General features: G+C 72.7%; 17 protein-coding genes. 7 read left to right on the plus strand and 10 right to left on the minus strand.

Annotation, left to right across the window (positions count from 1 at the left end):
- Positions 1-197, plus strand: a 197-nt coding sequence (locus ACZ6ZT_RS04830) for a hypothetical protein (protein ID WP_469715552.1), incomplete at its 5' end; no start/stop codon positions are given.
- A gap of 62 nt (positions 198-259) precedes the next feature.
- Here ACZ6ZT_RS04830 and ACZ6ZT_RS04835 read toward each other — a convergent pair.
- A complete protein-coding gene (locus ACZ6ZT_RS04835) occupies positions 260-925 on the minus strand; it encodes a hypothetical protein (protein WP_469715553.1) in 666 nt (221 codons plus the stop codon).
- 179 nt (positions 926-1104) lie between these two features.
- Between ACZ6ZT_RS04835 and ACZ6ZT_RS04840 the strand changes: the two genes are divergently transcribed.
- Positions 1105-1515 carry an ACT domain-containing protein gene (locus ACZ6ZT_RS04840; RefSeq protein ID WP_469715555.1) on the plus strand — a complete coding sequence of 137 codons (411 nt, stop codon included), beginning with the start codon at positions 1105-1107 and terminating at the stop codon, positions 1513-1515.
- 66 nt (positions 1516-1581) lie between these two features.
- Here ACZ6ZT_RS04840 and ACZ6ZT_RS04845 read toward each other — a convergent pair whose 3' ends face one another.
- The 4 genes from ACZ6ZT_RS04845 to ACZ6ZT_RS04860 are packed head-to-tail and all read right to left on the minus strand — an operon-like array spanning position 1582 to position 5328.
- On the minus strand, positions 1582-2997 hold the full coding sequence (locus ACZ6ZT_RS04845; protein WP_469715558.1) for an NAD(P)/FAD-dependent oxidoreductase: 1416 nt from the start codon (positions 2995-2997) through the stop codon (positions 1582-1584).
- Positions 2994-4181, minus strand: a complete 1188-nt coding sequence (locus ACZ6ZT_RS04850; protein WP_469715832.1) for an MAB_1171c family putative transporter — start codon at positions 4179-4181, stop codon at positions 2994-2996. The genes ACZ6ZT_RS04845 and ACZ6ZT_RS04850 overlap by 4 nt, the downstream gene beginning before the upstream one ends.
- A 2-nt stretch (positions 4182-4183) precedes the next feature.
- Positions 4184-4714: a toxin-antitoxin system, toxin component gene (locus ACZ6ZT_RS04855; protein ID WP_469715834.1), complete on the minus strand. Its 531-nt coding sequence runs from the start codon at positions 4712-4714 to the stop codon at positions 4184-4186.
- 14 nt (positions 4715-4728) lie between these two features.
- Positions 4729-5328: a hypothetical protein gene (locus ACZ6ZT_RS04860; protein ID WP_469715560.1), complete on the minus strand. Its 600-nt coding sequence runs from the start codon at positions 5326-5328 to the stop codon at positions 4729-4731.
- 364 nt (positions 5329-5692) lie between these two features.
- On the opposite strand from ACZ6ZT_RS04860, the gene ACZ6ZT_RS04865 reads away from it, so the two are divergent.
- A complete protein-coding gene (locus ACZ6ZT_RS04865; protein ID WP_469715561.1) occupies positions 5693-6193 on the plus strand; it encodes a hypothetical protein in 501 nt (166 codons plus the stop codon).
- Positions 6194-6262: 69 nt separating this feature from the next.
- Here ACZ6ZT_RS04865 and kstD read toward each other — a convergent pair whose 3' ends face one another.
- Entirely contained in the window at positions 6263-8083 is a 1821-nt protein-coding gene (gene kstD / locus ACZ6ZT_RS04870) for a 3-oxosteroid 1-dehydrogenase (RefSeq protein WP_469715563.1), read from the minus strand.
- Between the two features lie 186 nt (positions 8084-8269).
- Positions 8270-9400 carry an aminoglycoside phosphotransferase family protein gene (locus ACZ6ZT_RS04875; RefSeq protein ID WP_469715564.1) on the minus strand — a complete coding sequence of 377 codons (1131 nt, stop codon included), beginning with the start codon at positions 9398-9400 and terminating at the stop codon, positions 8270-8272.
- A 232-nt stretch (positions 9401-9632) separates the two neighbouring features.
- On the opposite strand from ACZ6ZT_RS04875, the gene ACZ6ZT_RS04880 reads away from it, so the two are divergent.
- Positions 9633-11129, plus strand: a complete 1497-nt coding sequence (locus ACZ6ZT_RS04880; RefSeq protein ID WP_469715566.1) for a DNA-binding protein NsdB — start codon at positions 9633-9635, stop codon at positions 11127-11129.
- 104 nt (positions 11130-11233) lie between these two features.
- Here the strand turns inward: ACZ6ZT_RS04880 and ACZ6ZT_RS04885 are convergent, their stop codons facing one another.
- Complete coding sequence (locus ACZ6ZT_RS04885) at positions 11234-12646, minus strand: PP2C family protein-serine/threonine phosphatase (protein WP_469715567.1); 1413 nt, start codon at positions 12644-12646, stop codon at positions 11234-11236.
- Between the two features lie 532 nt (positions 12647-13178).
- Between ACZ6ZT_RS04885 and ACZ6ZT_RS04890 the strand changes: the two genes are divergently transcribed.
- Together ACZ6ZT_RS04890 and ACZ6ZT_RS04895 are read left to right on the plus strand one after the other, a co-directional pair.
- Positions 13179-15443 carry a xanthine dehydrogenase family protein molybdopterin-binding subunit gene (locus ACZ6ZT_RS04890; protein ID WP_469715568.1) on the plus strand — a complete coding sequence of 755 codons (2265 nt, stop codon included), beginning with the start codon at positions 13179-13181 and terminating at the stop codon, positions 15441-15443.
- A 15-nt stretch (positions 15444-15458) separates the two neighbouring features.
- On the plus strand, positions 15459-15914 hold the full coding sequence (locus ACZ6ZT_RS04895) for a (2Fe-2S)-binding protein (RefSeq protein WP_469715570.1): 456 nt from the start codon (positions 15459-15461) through the stop codon (positions 15912-15914).
- Positions 15915-15971: 57 nt separating this feature from the next.
- On the opposite strand, the gene ACZ6ZT_RS04900 is transcribed toward ACZ6ZT_RS04895, so the two are convergent.
- Complete coding sequence (locus ACZ6ZT_RS04900) at positions 15972-16385, minus strand: SHOCT domain-containing protein (protein WP_469715571.1); 414 nt, start codon at positions 16383-16385, stop codon at positions 15972-15974.
- A gap of 152 nt (positions 16386-16537) precedes the next feature.
- Here ACZ6ZT_RS04900 and ACZ6ZT_RS04905 point away from each other — a divergent pair, with 152 nt between their 5' ends.
- Positions 16538-18481: an APC family permease gene (locus ACZ6ZT_RS04905; RefSeq protein ID WP_469715572.1), complete on the plus strand. Its 1944-nt coding sequence runs from the start codon at positions 16538-16540 to the stop codon at positions 18479-18481.
- On the opposite strand, the gene ACZ6ZT_RS04910 is transcribed toward ACZ6ZT_RS04905, so the two are convergent.
- Positions 18396-19673: a PucR family transcriptional regulator gene (locus ACZ6ZT_RS04910; RefSeq protein ID WP_469715574.1), complete on the minus strand. Its 1278-nt coding sequence runs from the start codon at positions 19671-19673 to the stop codon at positions 18396-18398. The two genes, ACZ6ZT_RS04905 and ACZ6ZT_RS04910, sit on opposite strands and share 86 nt — an antisense overlap.
- Positions 19674-19842: the final 169 nt, after the last annotated feature.

Below are 19842 nucleotides of genomic sequence, written 5' to 3' on the forward strand. Positions count from 1 at the left end.
GGGGCGGGGCCAACAACAACAACAATAACAACAACAATGGCGGAGGTGGGGCCAATAACAACAACAATAACAACAACGGCGGAGGTGGGGCGAACAACAACAACAACAACAACAACGGTGGGGGCGGAGCGAACAACAATAATAACAACAATAATGGCGGCGGAGGGGCGAACAACAACAATAACAACAATAACTGAACCTCACAGTCCGGCGGCTGGTGACGCGGAGTCACTTGGCCGCCGGACTGTCATGTGAGGCGTCAGTTCTGGGCGCAGTGCATTCTCATGGCGCCCGAGATGACGGCGCTGTTCTGGCCGAGGCGCCCCATAGAGGAGGAGCAGGCCTGGTGGCTGTTGCGGGCGGCGGCGTTCAGCAGTGGGGCGAACTTTCCGCTGTTCATGGCGCGGGTGGCGTGACGGTAGGCGCCATTTCCGTTGTTGTTGTTATTGTTGTTCGCCGTACCGCCGTTGTTGTTATTGTTGTTGTTGTTCACGCCCCCATTGTTGTTGTTATTATTGTTGTTCGCGACGCCGTCGTTGTTGTTGTTATTGTTGTTGTTGTACGTGCCGGCGCCAGTGTTGTTGTTGGTGTTGATGTTCTGCGTTCCGACGGCGCTGTTGCCGTCCCCGAGCTGCACCGGGTGCGAGATCTCCTGGAGAGCCGCCTGGTTCCCGTCCCCGTTGTTGTTGTTATTGTTGTTGTTCGCGGTGCCCTTTCCGCTGTTGTTGTTCGTGTTGATGTTCTGCGTACCGATGTAGCTGTTGCCGTCGCCGACCTGCACCGAGTACGAGATCCGCTGCAGCGTGGTATTGCCGAGGAACGAAAGGAACTCGCCGTCGCCCTGGGCCTGGGCGCTGCCGGCGCTGAAGAGAACCGTCGCCGTCGCGGCGACGCTGATCGCGACAAACTGCTTGGTGAGCTTCACTCGGCCAACCTTTCATCGTCCTTGAAGTCCGGTCCCTGAGACTCAGTCGACAGGATGGCGATGGCGGGGGGTGAACGATCAACAGGCACGCTGGCGATGCTGCCTTTTCCCCCGTACAGCCCCCCGATGATTTCCGGAGGCGTGCGGGGCGTTGCGCGGCCGGTGGATATCATGAGCCCATGAGCGGCGAGAGCGACCTGCGGAAACCACTGAGCGGCATGCGCCCCCAACTGAACGAGGGGCGGTACGTGTTCTGTACCCTCCCGCCGTCAACCCCCGTCCCGGCCGGACTCACGCCCGTGGCCACCGTCCGCGAGGCCGAAGGGCTCACCCTGGTCCTGCGCCAGGAGGAGGCCGACGCCGCCGGACTCGCGTACGGGTACACCGCCGGCTGGATCACCCTGCGCGTCCACTCCGCCCTCGACGCCGTGGGCCTCACCGGCGCCTTCGCCGCCGAACTGGCCGCGCACGGACTCAGCTGCAACGTGGTCGCCGGCTACCACCACGACCACCTCTTCGTGGCCGCCGACCGCGCGGCGGAAGCCGTCTCGGTACTGGAGGAACTGGCCGCGCGCTCGACGGAACGGTAGATCCGCGGAACGATCCGTCCCCCTTCCGGCGGGCCCCGCCGCCCTGACGGAAGCCGCCCGGAGGGGCTACGCGCGCAGGGCCGCTATCGCCGCCAGTTCCGTGGCGGCCAGCGGCGGGGCGGTCAGCTGGGTCCGGCGCGGGCCCAGTGCGGCCGCCAGCAGCACCGGCGGGGTGAAGAGCCGGGCGGCGGGGCGCTCCAGGGTCATCACGTCGGTGACCGCCCGTGCCACCCGCCCGTTCCCGGTGCTCGTGCGCAGCAGCCGCCGGACGTAGGCCGCCCCGACCTTCTCGGCCATCGTCGGGCCGCCCTCGGTGGCGCCCGGGTAGAAGACGTCGTTGCCGGTGGACAGCGCCCACGCGGCGCCGACCGGCCCGGCGACGGCCTTCTGCACGCGCGCGCCGAGCCGGTCGTCCGCCCAGCCGTACCGGGCGATGACGGCCCGCAGGGCCAGCGCGCTCTGCGCGGCCACCGACATGCCGTGCCCGTACACCGGGTTGTACGCGGCGACCGCGTCCCCGATGACCACGAACCGCCGGGGCATCGCGGCCTTCTCGTAGTGGTGCCTGCGGTTGACCGTCGTACGGGTGACCACCACGTCGGTCAGCGGCCGGGTCTGCGCGATCAGCTCGCTGACGATGGGGTGGCGCAGGTCCCGCGCGAAGCCCTCGAAGGCCTCGGGGTCCCTGGTCGGCTCGCCGCCCCGGGTCCCCGAGAGGGTGACCAGCCAGCGGTCGCCCTCGATCGGGACCAGCGTCGCCGACCGGCCGGGGCCCGTCTCCCGGGCGTCGGCCTGGACGTTGACGATGACGGGGAAGGAAGTGCCGAGGTCCTTCGGGGCGCGGAAGGTCCGGCTCGCGTAGACCAGCCCCGGGTCGACCGTCCGCACCGCGGGCTCGGGGAGGCCGAACCGGGCCAGCCAGGCCGGGGCGTGCGAGGACCGGCCGGAGGCGTCGACCACCAGGTCCGCCTCGATGACCCGCTCCTCGCCGCCCCGCTCGCGCACCCGGACCCCGGTGACGCGTGACGCGTCGCCCTCCAGCCCCAGCACCTCCGTACGGTCGACGACGGCGACCCGGGGCAGGGCCGCCACGGCCCGGCGGACGTGCCAGTCCAGCAGGTCGCGGCTGGCGAGGACCACGTAGTGGGAGGCCTTGGCCCAGCGGCGGAACCAGCCCTCGGGGGAATAGCCGACCATGTTCGTCGGCAGCGCGATTCGGTGGGCGCCGTCGGCCATGAGCCGCCCGATGGTGCCGGGCAGCAGGCTGTCGATCGCCGCCGCCCCGCCCGACCAGAGCAGGTGGGCGTGGTGGGCCTGGGGCAGTCCCCGGCGCGGGACGGGGCCCTCCGGCAGCGCGTCGCGCTCCACGACGACGACGTCACCGGACCCGGCGAGCGCGGCGGCCGCCAGCATGCCGGCGAGGCTCCCGCCGATGACGACCGAGGTACGCGGTCTCCCGGACGGCGGTGCAGTGCTGCTCATGGACTCACGCTCTCTGGGTGGTCTGCCGGCCCGGTCCGGGCACGGAAGGAGATGACGACGGGCGACCGGCGCAGGGCCCTGGCCACCGCGACCAGGTCCGGGACACGCGCCGGAGCCGCCGGGGCCTCGGCCTCCGCCGGCCGGCCGCCCCCGCGCAGCCGGCGCAGCGCCGCGACCACGGCGACCGCGTCGGCGGCCGCCGCCGCCCGGTCGGGCGCCTCGCCCTGGCCGAGGGCCTCGGCCAGCGCCCGCTCGCGGACCGCGGGGTCCATGTACGGCTGGAGGCGCAGCAGGCCGTCGCTGATCTGGGTCCTGCGCTGGACGAGGCGCCGGCTGATGGGGGAACGGCGGGGCAGCTTCAGCGAACCGGTGTCGAGCGGCGCCAGTTCCCGTACGAACGGGGCGAGGCCGCGGAAGTGGTGGTAGTCCGCGCCGATCCGCTGGAGCGCCTCCCCGGCGTGCGGCAGGATGAAGCCCACCGCGATGAACAGCGCGCACACGGCGGCGATCGGCGGGGCGACGTACGTACTGAGCCAGTCCAGGTCGTGGCCGGACCAGCGGGCGATCACCGCGATGAGTTTCACGGTGTCGTAGCAGAGGTTCAGCAGGAAGCCGATCACCAGCAGCACCAGGCCCGAGCGCAGCCAGCCCGAGACCTGGCGCAGCCAGGACCAGGTGACCACCGAGGTGATCGCGCAGGCGATGGTGTGGGCCCCCAGGTAGAGCAGGATGTGCTCGCGCATCCAGGGGGTGTTGGCGTAGTACGTGTCCAGGTCCCGCAGCCGCTCGACCGGTACGTCGGCGAAGGCGAACGTGGTCCAGAGCCCGGCGACGACCGCCGAGTAGACGATCCCGATCGTCCAGCTGGTCCGCCGCACGCGCCGCGGGTCACCGCCCCGCCAGTGGATGATCATCACCAGGCAGGAGGCGCAGAAGAGCGTGAGCAGCGTGTACAGGACCGGCGCCGCGAAGTTCGGCACGCCCGTCCCGCGGTTCATCGCCGCCAGGGTCGTGGGCCGCCCGAAGTAGAAGACGGCGGAGGCCAGCAGCAGCAGGCCGCCGACGGAGCGCACGTTGGGGTCGATGCGCCAGAACCTCATCATCACGGGCAGCCGGATCGCGAACGCCAGGGTGAGGATCGCGGCCGGGATGAGGTAGGGGATGTAGTACTTGTCGGAGTTCACCGTCAACCGATCGGTCCTCGGTAGCCGAGCGCGTTGCCGATGCGCCCGGCCACATCGTTCCTGCGGACCGCTCCGGGGGCGTCGCCGCCCACGAGCCAGGGACGGCACCGGTCGCCGAGCATCAGGCCGAAGCTCTCCGCCTCGATCTCCTGGGCGTCCTCGTAGTGGGAGCGCGCCGCGACACTGGCGTACGTCAGGTCCGAGGCGTCCGGCAGGGAGCGGGCGGCGGCCGCCGCCCCGCGGCCGTGCTCGGTGCAGTGGCCGGCCTTCATGTGCCACAGCTCGTGCCCGAGGATGACCAGTTGGTGGTCCGCGGTCGTGTACTTCTCCACGACGACGATGTCGTACTCCTCCATGTTCAGCCAGAGCCCGGAGGTCGTCAGCTCGGTGGGGAAGCGCTCGAAGCGCAGCACGATGGGACGGCCGCCGCGCGTACGGCTCATCGCGTCGCACAGGGCCCGGAAGAGGGTCTGCGGATCGACCGGCGCCTCCAGGTCGAGCGACGACGTCAGAGCGGTGCACAGCTTGCGCATCGAACGGGAGACGTTCACCGGACCTCCTCAGCGGACAGCATCGAGGTGATCATGCCCAGGAGAAGTGTCTCCTGTGTACGGGTGAGGGCTTTCCCCCGGGTCGATATGGAGACCAGCCCGTACTGGTCGACGAGGCCGGCCAGCAGATCCCCCGAGCCGTTGTCGAGGGACTGGAGCGCGGGCTGCAGGGCCCGGTTCACGGCCTGGGCCGGAGTGTCCGTGAGGAAGGTGGCCTCACGGCCGAAGAAGGCGGCGAACTGCGCGCAGTGCCGCAGGTGCGGGGGTTTTCGGCCGGTCACCAGCTGGTTGACCCACCAGGGGGCGGCGCCGATCGCGGCCGCGATGTCGGCGATCGCGTACGGGCGGCCGTCGGTGTCGCGGGAGGCGGCGTAGAGGAAGGCCGCCCGCAGGCGGACCGTTTCCTCAGCCTCTTCCGGCGTGGGATCCGCGAACTCCTCGCCCCGCAGCAGGGCGGCCGTCAGCCCGGCGGGGACACCGGTCCGCTCCGCGAGGGCCCGCACGTTCAGGATCTCGTCCACGTCCAGGTGCCTCTCCTTGGCGAGCGCCCGTATGCGGGCGAGCGTCGTGGCGAGGGGCAGGACAGACTCCGCCATCTGTCTGTACTCCCATACGTCCGAAGGGCAGGTCGTCCGCACGCCCGCTCGCCGCCCCGTCGCGACGTCGGTACGGCCGGGGACCGGTGGTGGGGACGGACAGCAAGATACAGCCAGTGGGCGGGACTGTGGCGAGAAAGGGAGCGTCTGCCCGCTCCCTCGCGCACGGCCGCCCGGCCGGTAAGGAGTACCGGACCGCGGCGGTCCATACCCGCAGGTCCGGGATCTTCGTGCCGGTCCGCCCGGGCTTCCCGCCACCCGCCCCGCCACCCCGTCCGCACCCCCTTCCCGCCGCGGTGGCCGCCCGTCGCCCGGGCGGAGCCCCCGGGGCCGGAAATGGTGCGCGGCCACGTACCATGGCGGCATGTCCTTCCTCCGCCGCCACCGCGCTGCCACACCCGCCGGCCCGGACTTCGACGTCCTGGCCATGGACCCGGGGGACTGGCCGGGCAATCTCGGGGCCGGGCTGCTGCCCGCCCCCGACGGCAGTTGCCAGGGTGTCTTCCTGCGTTACGACCTGTTCGGCGGTCGGGGCCCCGCGATGATCATCGGGAACCTGCCCGAGGGATCGCCGGCCCGGGAGCTCGCCGACGGCCAGGTCCCCTTCGAGGTGGCCCAGCTGCTGGCCGCCCTGGAGAACGAGGAGGAGGTCGAGGTCACCGGCTCCGAGGACTGCCCCGTCATGCAGGGCGACAACCTCCTCATCGTCCGCAAGGTCAAGCTCTCCGAGAGCCGGATCTCCTGCGTCCAGTTCGACCGCAGCGACAACGTCCTGGTGACCATCGCGAGCTGGGACCGCCCGATCACCGACGACCTGTACGCGCTGCTGAAGCCGCTCCCGGCCGAACTCTTCCAGCAGGGCTAGCAGCCGGCCGGGCGCTGGCCCGCCCCGGCGCCGCCCCGTTCCAGCGCCGGCCCGCCCCGCCGCCGCGGCTCAGGAGACCGCTATGTCGTTCGCCGCCACGTAGCCGAACGTCATCGCGGGGCCGATCGTCGAACCGGCCCCCGCGTAACTGTGGCCCATCACCGCCGCACTCGCGTTGCCCGCCGCCCACAGTCCCCGGATCACCGAGCCGTCCGCCCGCAGCGCGCGGGCCCGGGCGTCCGTGACGATCCCGCCCTTCGTCCCCAGGTCGCCCGGCACGATCTTGAAGGCGTAGAACGGCGGCACCCAGACCGGCGCCAGGCAGGAGTTCGGCTGCACGGCCGGGTCCGTGTAGTAGTGGTCGTACGCCGTGTCCCCCCGGTGCTGGTCGGTGTCGGTGCCGCTCCAGGCCTGGGCGTTGAACCGGCTCAGCGTCGCCCGCAGCGCCCCCGCCGGGACGCCGATCTGGCCCGCCAGCGCGTCCCAGGTCCAGGCCTTCTTCGCCACCCCCGCCGCGTACCACGAGTCCGGGAAGGGAAACGTCGGCAGGATGTCCTTGAAGAGGTACCGGTTGCGGTAGTTCTGGTCCACGATCAGCCAGGCCGGGATGTGCGACCCCGTCCCCCGGTCCTTCTCGTACATCACGTGCACCACGTCGCTGTACGGCGCCGCCTCGTTCACGAACCGCGTCCCCGCCCGGTTCACCATCAGGCCGCCCGGCAGGGTCCGCTCCGCCAGGCAGAAGTACGGCTCCCCGGGCAGCGGGATCGAGGGGCCCCACCAGGCGTCCTCCATCAAGTCGAGCGCGGCGCCCGCCCGTTGCCCGGCCCGGATCCCGTCGCCCGTGTTCTCCTTCGCCCCCACCGACCACTCGGTGCCGATCGGCTGCCGCTGGTACTGGGCCCGCATCTGGGCGTTGTGCTCGAAGCCGCCCGAGCCGACGATCACCCCCTTGCGGGCCCGCACCACGCCCCGTACGCCCTCCCGCTCCACCACGACCCCGGTCACGGCACCGTCCGGGCCCTCCTGGACCAGGTCGGTCAGCGGGCTGTTCAGCCACACCGGCACCCCCGCCCGCAGCAGCCCGGCCCGCAACCCGGCCGCCAGGGCCTGGCCCATGGTCAGCGGCTTCTCCCCGCGCAGCGCGGCCGCGGCCCCGCGCGCCAGGCACTCCGTGGACACCGCCAGGCCCTTCGCGCTCACCGCCGCGAGGTTCAGCCACTTGTAGTCCTGGCTGAAGACCACCATCCCGGCCGGCACCGGCATGTACGCCGGGTTCAGGTGCGCCAGTTCGGCGCCCAGGACGTTCCCGTCGATCTGGTCCGGCTCGATGGACCTGCCGTTCGGCAACCCGCCCGGCAGGTTGGGGTAGTAGTCGCTGTAGCCGTCCATGAAGCGGAACCGCAGCGGGCTGTTCGCCATGACGAAGTCCAGCATCCGGGGCCCGTTCGCCAGGAACGCCCGCTGCCGCTCGGCCGGCACCTCCGGCCCCACCACCGCCGACAGGTACGCGGCGGCCTTCTCGGGGGTGTCCGGTACCCCCGCGCCCAGGATCACCGAGTTGTTCGGCAGCCAGATCCCGGCGCCCGAACGCGCCGCCGAGCCGCCGAAGGTGGGCGCCTTCTCCACCACCAGCACACTCAGCCCCCGCCGGGCCGCGGTGAGGGCGGCCGTCATCCCCGACGCCCCCGACCCGACCACCACGACGTCGTACTCGCCGAGCGGGACGCCGTCGGCCGGCCCCCCGTCGGCCCGCGCGACGGCGCCCGGCAGCACGGTGGCGGCGAGCGCGCCGGCCCCCGCCCCGGCGAGCACCGCCCGGCGCGAGGGCGGGGCGCCCCCGGCCCTGGTGGCGTTCCCGGTCGGCGGACGGTCCTGGTTCTCGGTCATGGGCGGGCTCCAGCGGGGGTGGGAGGGAGGCGTCGCTCCAGCATTCTGATGCTGAGTCAGAAAAGGTGTTCGGGGGATCATGTGATGTCAAGGCCCCGCGCACCCCGGACCGCCCTGCCCCGGAACACCAAAACCCGTGGCCCGCACACCGGGTGTGCGGGCCACGGGACAGTCGCGGGCGTGGGGTCAGCGGGTGCCGACCGCCGCCCGTACGGCCCTGCGGGCCATGCCCGCGTCATCGTGCAGGCGGCGCAGCAGCAGGCGCTGCTCCTCCCCCGAGGACAGGGCCCCCGCGGGCAGCGGGTGGGCCGGAGCGGACGCCGCCATCGACCGCTGTACCGCGGTCTCCGCCATCCGGATCTCCCGGGTCAGCACCAGCATCAGGTTGACCAGGAAGGCGTCCCGCGACGCCGGGCCGGCCGACTGGGCGAGCCGGCTGATCTGGCCGCGCGCCGCCGGGGCGTCGCCCAGCACCGTCCACAGCGTGGCCAGGTCATAGCCCGGCAGGTACCAGCCGGCGTGCTCCCAGTCCAGGAGCACCGGACCCGCCGGGGACAGCAGCAGGTTCGACAGCAGGGCGTCGCCGTGGTTGAACTGCCACGAGATTCCCGCCGGCCGCAGGCCGTGCAGCAGCTTCTGCAGGTCGCCGAAGTCCCGGTCGGTCAGCAGCCCCCGCTCGTGGTCCCGCGCGATCCGCCGCGCGTAGTCGACCGGGTGCCCGAACAGGTCGGCCGGCGGCCGCCACTGGTTCACCCGGCACATCGCGCCGAGGGCGGCCCGTACGTCGGTCCGCGGCGGGGCCTCCACCGGATGCCGCTGGAGCGCCGCGACCCGGCCCGCCATGCGCTCCACGACCAGGACGCAGTTCTCCGGATCGGCGGCGATCAGCCGGGGCACCCGGACGGGCGGACGGTGCCGGACGAAGGTCCGGTACGTCGCTATTTCGTGCCGGTACCGCTCGCGCCATTCGGGCGAGTGGTCCAGTAAGACCTTCGCGACGGCGGTCATCCGTCCCGTCGTCCCCACCAGGAGCACCGACCGGCCGCTGCGCCGCAGGACCTGGACGGGCGCGAACTCCGGACAGATCCGCTGCACCGACGCGAGCGCGGTGCGCAGTTGTGCCCCCTGCGGCCCCGACAGGTCGATTCTTCCGCTGAGCGGCTGCGATCCGGTACCCGGCATCCGCCGCGCCCGTACGGCGCCGGCGCCCTGGGCCGGGGCCGCCGCGCGGCCGGGTTCCAGGTAGGGGCCGCCCCCCGCCTGGAGGGTGCGGTGCTGCCGGACCGGGGCGGACACGGAGGACGTTGCTGCGTACATGGCGTTTACGGTTCCCTTCGTGCGCCGACGAGTTGCGTACGCCGCCCCGCCGGATCCCGTACTTCACCCTGGGGAGTTCCGCCGGTGAACCGGGTCGGGGAGGCGCATTCCTACCTGACACCCGGCGGACCCTGGCGAACCACTGGGCGTGCCCTGGCGAACCCTGGCGAATAGTCCACGGGGATCTGACAGGGGGCTACTGTCAACTCAGCCGAGAACCTGGGGGCTTGACGTGAGCAAGGATCCAAACACCCGTCTGAACGACCTGTTCGGCCTGGCCGGCTGGTCGAAAGGCGAACTGGCGAGGATGGTCAACCGGCAGGCGGCGGCCATGGGTCACCACCAGCTGGCCACCGACACCTCGCGGGTGCGGCGTTGGATCGACATGGGGGAGACCCCGCGCGAACCGGTGCCCACGGTACTGGCAGCACTGTTCACCGAGCGGCTCGGTCGTGTCGTGACCATCGAGGACCTCGGGTTCGTACGGCAGCGGCGCACCACCAAACGGCAGCCGGACGGGGTGCAGGAGAACCCCGACGGAGTGCCCTGGGCGCCCGAACGCACAGCCGCGGTCCTCACCGAATTCACGGGAATGGACCTCATGCTCAACCGTCGCGGTCTGATGGGCGCGGGAGTCGCGCTCACCGCCGGCACAGCCCTCAGCAACGCCATGTACGACTGGCTGCACACCGACCCCGCCGCCGCCAAGGAGCCCCAGCGCTTCGGCGATCCCTACCAGGCCGACCAGGCGGGCTACGACCGCTACGAAGCCGCCCCCATCGGCTCCCAGGAGATCGAGGCCCTGGAGCGTTCCGTCGAGGTCTTCCGCGCCTGGGACGCCTCCCGGGGCGGCGGCCTCCAGCGCAAGGCCGTCGTGGGCCAGCTGAACGAGGTCGGCGGGATGCTCGCCTACCACCACCCCGACCACCTCCAGCGCAGGCTGTGGGGGGTGGCGGCCAACCTGGCGGTCCTCGCGGGCTGGATGTCGCACGACGTGGGCCTGGAACCCACCGCCCAGAAGTACTTCGTCATCGCCGCCCACGCGGCACGTGAGGGCGGCGACCGGCCGCGCGCCGGCGAGGCCCTCTCTCGCGCCGCCCGCCAGATGGTCCACCTGGGCAAGCCCAACGAGGCCCTGGACCTGATGAAGCTGGCCAAGTCCGGCTCCGGCGAGCAGACCCTGCCGCGCACCCGCGCCATGCTGCACACCATCGAGGCCTGGGCCCAGGCCGCCATGGGCAAGGGCCAGGCGATGCGCCGCACCCTGGGGGAGGCGGAGGACCTCTTCGTCTCCGACAAGGGCGACGTCCCGCCGCCCTCGTGGATGCAGCACTTCGACGAGGCCGACCTGCACGGCATGCAGGCGCTGGCGTACCGCACGCTCGCCGATCACGACGCCACGGCCGCGCCCGTCGCCGCCAAGCACGCCCGCGAGGCCCTGCGGCTGCGCGGGGACGGCCATCAGCGCTCGCAGATCTTCGACTACATCTCGATGGCCTCGGCCTGCTTCATCGCCGACGACCCCGAACAGGCCGACCGCTACGCCCGGCTGGCCCTGGTCTCCATGAACGAGACCTCCTCGCACCGCACCTGGGACCGGCTGCGCGAGATGTACCGGCTGACCGGCCAGTACGCCGGCTACGGACGCGTCGAGGACCTGCGCGAGGAGATCGAGAGGGCCCTCCCCGACGCCCCGGCGCGGCGTTCGGCCAGCGGTGCGCAGGCGTAGCGGCGGGGGAGCGGCCGGGAGGGGACGAGTCGACAGGGCAAGGGCCGGCAGGGCAGGGGGAGGACGGGACGCGCGGTGGCGAACGGACCGCCCGGCTCCGGTCGCTAGCCGTCGATCCGGGCGACCAGCAGGCAGGCGTCGCCCTCGCGCTCGCCCCGGCCGAACTCCTTTGTCACCAGCCGTACGCAGTCCCGCGCCGACTGTGCGCGGGAGAGCTCCGGGGCGAGGTCCAGCAGCCGGTCGACGGCGTCCGTGCCGCCGGGTCCGTTGCCCGGCGCCGTCAGTCCGTCGGTGTGCAGGACGAGTACGTCGCCCGGTTCGAGCCGTTCCTCGGCCTGCCCGTACACGGCCCCGGGGGTGGCGCCCAGCAGCACGCCCGCGGGCGGTTGCAGCGCCCGGCCCCGGCCGCGGCGGAACAGCAGCGGTGCGGGGTGTCCGGCCTGAGCCCAGGACAGGACCCGGCGGCCCGGCTCGTAGCGGCAGCAGAGGGCCGAACCGAGGGCGGGGCGTGCGGAGTTGTCCAGCAGCTGGTTGAGCCAGCCCAGCAGTGGGCCCGGTTCGATGCCGGCCATGGCCATCCCGCGCAGCGCGCCGAGCACCATCGCCATTCCGGAGGCGGCGATCACCCCGCGCCCGGTCAGGTGACCGACCGTCAGGAGGGTTCGGCCGTCCGGGAGTTCGAGCGCGTCGTACCAGTCGCCGCCGATCAGATCGCCGGCTGCGGCGGGCAGGTAGTGCGCGGCGACGTCCATCGAGGAGGGGTGGTCGTGCGGGAACCGCAGGGAGCCGTGCCACGGGGGGAGCACGGCTTCCTGCAGTTCGACCGCCAGCCGGCGCTCGGTGCGCGCGATCTCCTGCCGGCCTCGCAGCGAGTCCTGCGACTCGCGCACCGCCCGCTGGGTCCGGCGCAGTTCACTCACGTCGCGCAGCACGGCCCACAGGGTGGCCGTGCAGCCCTCGGAGTCGAGTACCGGCTCGCCCCTCATGTGCAGCGTCCGGACGTGGCCGTCGGCCCGGACGATGCGGAACTCGCCGTCTATCGGCTTGCCGTCCACCAGGCAGTCCGTGACCATCGCGGTCAGCAGCGGCTGGTCCTCGCAGAAGAGGTGGGAGCCCAGTTCGTCGAGCGGCAGCGGGCCCGCCTCGGGCGACCGGCCGAAGATCTGGAACAGTTCCCCGGACCAGGTGACCTCGTCCGTCAGGAGGTTCCACTCGGCGCTCCCGACGCGGCCCTGGTGGTCCTGGTGGTCCTCGGGGGTGTTGGCGTCGGGTTCCGGCTCCGGTGGCAGGCCTTCCTTGAGCTGGCCGAGCCGCTCGCGGAGGTCGTCCAGGTGGTGCACGGCCAGGTCGCACAGGGCGCGCTGCCAGCGTCCCCGGGCTTCGTCGTCGTCCACGACGGTGTCGCGGCGCACCGCGTCCACCTCGCCCCGCAGCCGGCGGGTCTGGGAGATCAGCGCGTCCACCGGTCCCGGCTCGGGCGGCTGCGCGGGGCGGTCCGCGTACAGATGGGACGGCATGGGCACTCCGATACAGGCGCGGCGGTACGAACGCGTCACGGCCGGGTCCGACAGCGGGACCGTTGAACGACTGTGGCACAGCCCGCGACGGCCCGTAAGGCGTTTGGCAACATCCGTAGCGTCCATGCTCATGGCATATGCCGCAGGCGATCCAGGGCCCCCGGCGCGCGTGCGAACGAATCCGGTCAGCCGTCGTCGGACCGGACCGGGCTGCCTGCCAGCGGGTTCGGCCCGCCGCGCCGTCCGTCCGGGTGGCGGCGCCGGCGGCCGGAAAACGGCGCCCCGCGCGGGGCGCGTCGAGCGTACGGCCGACGTGTGCGAGGGCCCGTCCGCGCCCGGGCCGCTGTGGGAGCGGGAGAACGCCTCGTCCGGGTGATCACCCGAACGGAGCGTTCACGGCAGCGGTTCGTGGTCACTCAGGTCCCGGCCGCCCCGGCCTTCCCACCCTTGCGGGCGATGGCTACCCTACGTGTCGGTAATCAGGCAGGGGTGGCCCGTTCGGCGGGGCCGGGGCGGGCGGGGGCACGACCAGATGACCGGACAGAGCGGCGCGGCCGGACCGGACGGCGCCGGTGGGAGCGGCGCCGCGCCGGGGCGGAGCCGGCGCTCCTTCCTCACCACCCTCGTCGCCGCGCCGACCCTGGCCCTCGTCACCCGGACCGCGGCCGACGTCATGGCCCCGCAGCCCGCCCACGCCGTCGTGCCCAGCCTCCCCGCGATCGCCGATCTCCTCGACCTCGGCGACCTGTTCATCCTGGCCGGCGCCCCCACCTCGGCCCTGCTGGCCCTCGTGGTGGAAGCCGACGGCACGATCCGCTTCCGGCTGCCCCGCGAGGAGGTCGGCCAGGGCCTGACCACCGCCGTGGCCATGCTGGTCGCGGAGGAACTCGACGCCCCGCTGGACTCCGTGCGCGTGGAACTGGACGACGCCCGCCCCGAGTTGCTGTTCAACCAGCTCACCGGCTCCTCGAACGGCATCCGCTCCCTGTACGGCCCCGTCCGCCAGTGCGCCGCCACCGCCCGCGCCCGCCTCGTCGCGGCCGCCGCTGTGCGCTGGGCCCTGCCGGCCGCCCGCCTGATCACCGCGAACGGCGTCGTACGCGCCCCCGACGGCCGCACCGCCGGATACGGCTCCCTCGCCGCGGCCGCGGCCTCGCCCGCCCTGGCCGTCCCCGGCGCCACCCCGAAGCCGGCCGCCCGGCACGCCCTCATCGGCATCCCGACCAGCCGGATCGACGCCCGCGCCATGGTCACCGGCGCCCAGCGCTACACCCTCGACCTGGACGTTCCCGGCGCCAAGCCCTGCGTGCTGCGCCGTCCGCCCACCCTCGGCGGCCCGGTCCGCGGTGTGTCCAATCTCGCCGCCGTCCGGGCCATGCCCGGGGTCCTGGACGTGGTGACCGTCCCGACCGGCGTCGCCGTCGTCGCCGAGACCTTCGGGCAGGCACTCGACGCCAAGGCCGCCCTCCAGGTCGTCTGGGGACCCGGGCCCGCCGACCGGCTCTCGGACGCGCAGGTCCGTGCGAAGCTGCGCGCCGCCACCCCGCCGCCGCTGGTGCCGCCGCTGCTCACCCCTTACGTGGACGCCGAGTTCGACTTCGCCTTCGTCAGCCATGCCCCCATGGAGACCAACTCCGCGATCGCCGACGTGCGCGAGGACCGCGCCGAGATCTGGTCCGGGCTCAAGTCCCCGATCGTGGCGCGCGAGACCATCGCCGCCGAACTCGGCCTGCCGCTCGACCGGGTGACGGTCCACGTGGTCCAGGCCGGCGGCTCCTTCGGCCGGCGGCTGTTCTTCGACGCGGCCCTGGAGGCCGCCCGCGTCTCCCGGGCCTGCCGCCGCCCGGTCAAGCTGATGTGGACCCGCGTCGACGACACCCGGCACGGCCGGATGCGCCCGGCCACCCACCACCGGATCCGCGCCACCCACCTGCTGGGCGAGGTGCTCAGCTTCGAGCACCGGGTCGCCGCCGCCGAGACCGACTTCCGGCACGGCCTCGGGGAGATCGTCACCGCGACCGCCGCGAGCCTGCCGTCCGGCATCGGCAACGCCACCCTCGCCCAGACCCTGTTCCTCACCACGGTCAAGTCCCCCTACCACTTCGGCCTGACCACCCAGGCCCTGACCGAGGTGGCGACCGGGATCCCCACCGGGTCCTGGCGCTCGGTGTACTCGGCCAACACGCGCGGCGCCGAGGAGATCGTGGTCGACGAACTCGCCGCCGCTACGGGCAAGGACCCGTACCGCTTCCGCCGTACCTTCCTCAAGACCGACGCCCAGCGTGCGGTCCTCGACAAGGTGGCCGCCGAGGGGGAGTGGGGCCGGGCGATGCCGGCCGGCTGCGCGCAGGGCATCGCCTTCCACGAGGAGTACAAGTCCCGTACGGCCTGCCTGGTGGAGATCGACACCCGCGATCCGCGGCACGTACGGGTCACCCGGGCGGTCATCGCCGTGGACGTCGGCCTGCCCGTGAACCCGCGCGGCCTGGAGGCGCAGCTGATCGGCGCTCTCACCGACGCGATCTCCACCACCCTGCGGGCCGGTCTGCACCTGGACGCGGGGCTGCCGCTGGAGGGCAGCTACAGCCAGTTCCACTGGGCCCGCCAGCGCGACACCCCGCAGGACGTACGGGTCTTCGTGCTCCCGGCGACGGGGGCCGAGCCGGGCGGCGCGGGCGAGCTCGGGGTGCCGGCCGCCGTCGGGGCCATCGCCAACGCGTGGGCCCGCGCCACCGGTGCCAAGCCGCGCAGCTTCCCCCTCGACTTCGACGTCGACTTCACCCCCTACCCGCGCTGACCGCTGGAGCCCGCCGTGCCGACCCACACCTTCACCGTCAACGGGCGCAGCGTCACCGTCGACGCGCCCGACACCATGCCCCTGCTGTGGGTGCTCCGCGACCTGCTGGGCGTCACCGGCCCCAAGTACGGCTGCGGGGTGGACGTCTGCAAGGCCTGCACCAGCCACCTCGACGGCGTCGACGTCCGGCCCTGCGTGGTGCCCGTCGCGGACTGCGCGGGCAAGTCGGTCACCACGATCGAGGGCCTGGCGGTCGGGGACACCCTGCACCCGGTGCAGGAGGCCTGGCTGGAGCAGGACGTCGCCCAGTGCGGGTACTGCCAGCCCGGCCAGATCATGGCGGCGGTGGCGCTGCTGAAGCGGACCGCCGAGCCCACGGACGCGGACATCGACGCCATCGCCAACATCTGCCGCTGCGGCACCTACTTCCGCATCCGCGAGGCCATCCGCAGCGCCGCCGCCCGGATGTGACGGCCCGGGACCGGGGGGCGCCCGCCGTGGCACGGCGCCCTCGGGCGGGCGGCGCCCTCAGGCCAGCAGCTTCTGCTTGGCCAGCTGGAACTCCGCCTCGGTCAGGTCGCCCTTGGCCTTGAGCTCGGAGAGCCTGGCGAGTTCCTCCGTCGTGTTCTTGCCGGTCGTCCCGGCGGTCTCCCGGATGTAGTTGTTGAGGGCCTGCTGCTGTTCCTGCGCGTGCTTGATCTCGCGCCTGCCCATGTTCTTGCCACGGGCGATCACGTACACGAGGACGCCCAGGAACGGGATGATCAGGACGAACAGCAGCCACAGGGCCTTCAGCCAGCCGTTCATCTCGTGGTCGCGGAAGATGTCCACGATGATGCGGAAGAGCAGGATCAGCCACATGACCCACAGGAAGATCCACATCACGGTCCAGAAGGCACCCAGGACCGGGTAGTCGTAGGCCAGGTAGACGGAAGCGTCCATGGCCGTTCTCCTTCGCTCGGGCGGAGGCCCGTGCCCGAAGCGCACGGGCAACCGACGTGATCACCATCGCAGCGCACGGACATGATCGCCACTGGGCCGAACGGGCGGCCCGGTTCCCGGCAAATCGGTCAGACATGGACGATCATGCCGTAATGAGGCGTATCAATCTGAAACGCATGCTGGTCGGTGAGCCCCTGGACACCGCGCGCCTGGGCGAGACCCTGCTCCCCAAACGGCTCGCCCTGCCCATCTTCTGCAGCGACCCGCTCTCCTCCGTGGCCTACGCCACCGAGGAGATCCTGCTGATCCTCGCCCTCGGCGGAGTCGCGCTGCTCCACCTGGCGTGGTACGCGGCCACCGCCATCGTCTTCCTGCTGGTGGTCGTCGTCGCCTCCTACCGGCAGACCTGCCACGCCTACCCCGGAGGCGGCGGCGCGTACGTCGTCAGCGCCGAGAACCTCGGTCCGACCGCGGCCCTCACCGCCGCCAGCGCCCTCCTCGTCGACTACGTGATGACCGTCGCCGTCTCCGTGGTCTCCGGGGTCGCCGCCATCACCTCCGCGATCCCGGCCTTCAGCGACCACCAAGTCGCCCTGTCCGTCGCCTTCGTGGTGCTGCTGACCCTGATGAACCTGCGCGGCGTCCGGGAATCGGGACGGGTCTTCGCCCTCCCCACCTACGGATTCGTCCTCGTCATCTACGTGATGTTCGCCTTCGCCGCCGTCCGCCTCGCGACCGGCGACACCATCCGGGCCGAATCCGCCCATCTGCCCATCACCGCCGCCGGCACCTACACCGGCATCGCCCTCGTGTTCCTCGTGCTGCGCGCCTTCGCCTCCGGCTGCACCGCCCTCACCGGCGTCGAGGCCATCAGCAACGGCGTCCCCGCCTTCCAGAAGCCCAAGGCGAAGAACGCGGCCACCACCCTCGCCGCCATGGGCGTGCTGTCCGTGACGATGTTCGTCGGCATCACCGCCCTCGCCATGTCCTACCAGGTGCACGTCGCCGCCGACCCCACCGAACTCGGCCTGCCCCCCGGCACCCCGATGTCCACCGCCCTCGCCCAGATCGGCCGCGCCACCTTCGGGAACTGGCACTTCCTCTTCTACCTGCTCCAGGCCGTCACCGCCGGCGTGCTCGTCCTCGCCGCGAACACCGCCTTCAACGGCTTCCCCATGCTCGCCTCGATCCTCGCCCGGGACCGGTACGCGCCCCGCCAGCTCTTCAACCGCGGCGACCGGCTCGTCTACTCCAACGGCGTCGTCCTGCTCGCCCTCGCCGCCATCGCCCTGATCGTCGCCTTCGACGCCCAGCTGACCCGCCTCATCCAGCTCTACATCATCGGCGTCTTCGTCTCCTTCACCCTCTCCCAGGCCGGCATGGTCCGGCACTGGCGGCGCGTGCTCGCCTCACCGGACACACCCCGCGCCGAACGCGTCCACATCCACCGCCGGCTCGCCATCAACGCGGTCGGCGCCTGTATGACCGCCGTCGTCCTGGTCATCGTCCTCATCACCAAGTTCACCCACGGCGCCTGGCTGGTCGTCATCGCCATGCCCCTCCTCTTCCTCGGCATGAAGGGCGTCCGCCGCCACTACGACACCGTGGCCCAGCAGGTCTCCGTCCCGCCCGGGGTCAGGCCCCGCAAACCCGCCCGCCACCACGTCGTCGTCCTCGTCTCCTCCATCCACGCCCCCACCCTCAAGGCCCTCGGCTACGCGGAGGGGCTGCGGCCCGACACCCTGACCGCGCTCTCCGTCGCCTCCGACGAGCAGGGGGCGCAGCGGCTGCGCGAGGCCTGGGCCGCGCACGATCCGGGGATCCCGCTGAAGATCCTGCACTCGCCCTACCGCGAAGTGGTCGCACCGGTGCTGGCGTGGGTGGAGGAGGAGGCCGCGGCCGAGGGCACGGACATGCTCTCGGTCGTCATCCCCGAGTACGTCGTCGGCCACTGGTGGGAGCAGCCCCTGCACAACCAGAACGCGTTCCGGCTCAAGGCGCGGCTGCTGTTCACCCCGGGCGTCGCGGTGATCGACGTGCCGTACCTGCTGGAGTCGGCGCAGCCTGCGCATCCCGCACAGCCGCAGGAGGCGTAGCGGGGGCGGGGCGCTGCCGCACCGCCGCGTGGGCCAGGGCCAGTTCCACCACGTGCGCCGGGTCCGACAGGACCCGGCCCGTCAGCCGCTCCAGGCGCCGCAGCCGGTTGGAGACGGTGTTGCGGTGGCAGTACAGCCGCTGCGCCGCGTACGTGGTCGAGCCCCGGCAGGCCAGCCAGGTGCCCAGCGTGTCCAGCAGCACCCGGCCGTCCTCCGGCGCCAGCGCCAGCACCGGCCCCAGCACCACCCGGCGCAGCCGGGCCGCGAGCGCGGGGTCGGCCGCCACCAGCGCCGCCGGCAGGTGCTCGTCCAGCAGTACGGTCCCGGGCCCGGCCGCCGCCGGGGCGGTGCGCAGGGCGAGGGCCGCGAGCCGCCGGGCCCCGGCCAGCTCGGCCGGGGCCGCCACCACCGGGCTGACTCCGGCGCGCACCGCGAGGGGCGCGAGCAGGGTCCGTAACGACTCCGGCGGATGGTGGCCCAGCTCCGCGAGGCCCGTCTCCCCGTCGGCGCGCACCCGCCACCACACGCGGGGTCCGTCCCCGGCGCCGCCGGGTCTCGCGCCGCCGCCCGCCCCGGCGCCGTCCGGTCCGGCCGCGGCCGGACCGGACGCCGCGAGGACGATCACGGCGAAGCGGCCCCGCCCGGGCAGTCCCAGCCGGGCGGCGGCGGCCTCCGCCCCGGTGGCCGGGGTGTCGCCGTCGAGCAGGGTGTCGAGCAGGGCCGCCCGCAACTCCCGGTCGCGCTCGCCCCGTTCGGCCTCCACCCGCAGGTACGCCTCCGACGCGGCGTCCGTCATCTGGTCCAGTACGTCCCACAGCACCACCGCCGCCGGCAGCAGCCGGGGCAGCTGTGCCCGGTCGTGGGCGGCCACCGCCTCGGTCAGGGACTGCCACAGCAGTCGCCCGCCGTGCCGGTAGGCCCGGCGCACGGAGGCGAGCGGCACCCCCTGGCCGGCCCGCAGCGCGCCGGTGTCCCGGGCGTCGGCCAGTTCGGCCGGCTGCCCCCGGGTGGCACGGACCAGGCCCTCGACGGCCTGGTGCAGGGTGCGGTGGATCCGCTCGCGCAGTTCGGCCCGCCCGAGCAGGGCGGCGTAGGCGGGATCCTCGGTCAGCGTCCGGTCGGTGAGCCGGTCCGCCGCGACGGCGATCCGGCGGTTCAGGTCCTCGCGTATCTCCTCGATGATCCGCTCCATGACGGGCAGGGTGACACGGGCGAGGGGGTGCGGGGGAGGGGCCGGGGCGCCAAGGTCCGCTAGCGTGTGCGGAGTACTGCGCATGCAGTGCTTTCGTGCGGGACCCCTCGCCGGCCCCGGTCGGGCTCCGCCGGCTCCTGCCGGCCCCCGACACCCCCCGACCCCAGGG

The sequence above is a fragment of the Streptomyces sp. NPDC102258 genome (assembly GCF_055584685.1).

Excerpts from the sequence above, each read along its gene's own strand:
- ACZ6ZT_RS04890 (WP_469715568.1), top strand. The coding sequence starts at position 13,179 with ATGACCGGACAGAGCGGCGCGGCCGGACCGGACGGCGCCGGTGGGAGC.
- ACZ6ZT_RS04865 (WP_469715561.1), top strand. The coding sequence starts at position 5,693 with ATGTCCTTCCTCCGCCGCCACCGCGCTGCCACACCCGCCGGCCCGGAC.
- ACZ6ZT_RS04875 (WP_469715564.1), bottom strand. The coding sequence starts at position 9,400 with ATGTACGCAGCAACGTCCTCCGTGTCCGCCCCGGTCCGGCAGCACCGC.
- ACZ6ZT_RS04900 (WP_469715571.1), bottom strand. The coding sequence starts at position 16,385 with ATGGACGCTTCCGTCTACCTGGCCTACGACTACCCGGTCCTGGGTGCC.
- ACZ6ZT_RS04910 (WP_469715574.1), bottom strand. The coding sequence starts at position 19,673 with ATGGAGCGGATCATCGAGGAGATACGCGAGGACCTGAACCGCCGGATC.
- ACZ6ZT_RS04885 (WP_469715567.1), bottom strand. The coding sequence starts at position 12,646 with ATGCCGTCCCATCTGTACGCGGACCGCCCCGCGCAGCCGCCCGAGCCG.
- ACZ6ZT_RS04860 (WP_469715560.1), bottom strand. The coding sequence starts at position 5,328 with ATGGCGGAGTCTGTCCTGCCCCTCGCCACGACGCTCGCCCGCATACGG.
- ACZ6ZT_RS04845 (WP_469715558.1), bottom strand. The coding sequence starts at position 2,997 with ATGAGCAGCACTGCACCGCCGTCCGGGAGACCGCGTACCTCGGTCGTC.
- ACZ6ZT_RS04905 (WP_469715572.1), top strand. The coding sequence starts at position 16,538 with ATGAGGCGTATCAATCTGAAACGCATGCTGGTCGGTGAGCCCCTGGAC.
- ACZ6ZT_RS04840 (WP_469715555.1), top strand. The coding sequence starts at position 1,105 with ATGAGCGGCGAGAGCGACCTGCGGAAACCACTGAGCGGCATGCGCCCC.
- kstD (WP_469715563.1), bottom strand. The coding sequence starts at position 8,083 with ATGACCGAGAACCAGGACCGTCCGCCGACCGGGAACGCCACCAGGGCC.
- ACZ6ZT_RS04855 (WP_469715834.1), bottom strand. The coding sequence starts at position 4,714 with ATGCGCAAGCTGTGCACCGCTCTGACGTCGTCGCTCGACCTGGAGGCG.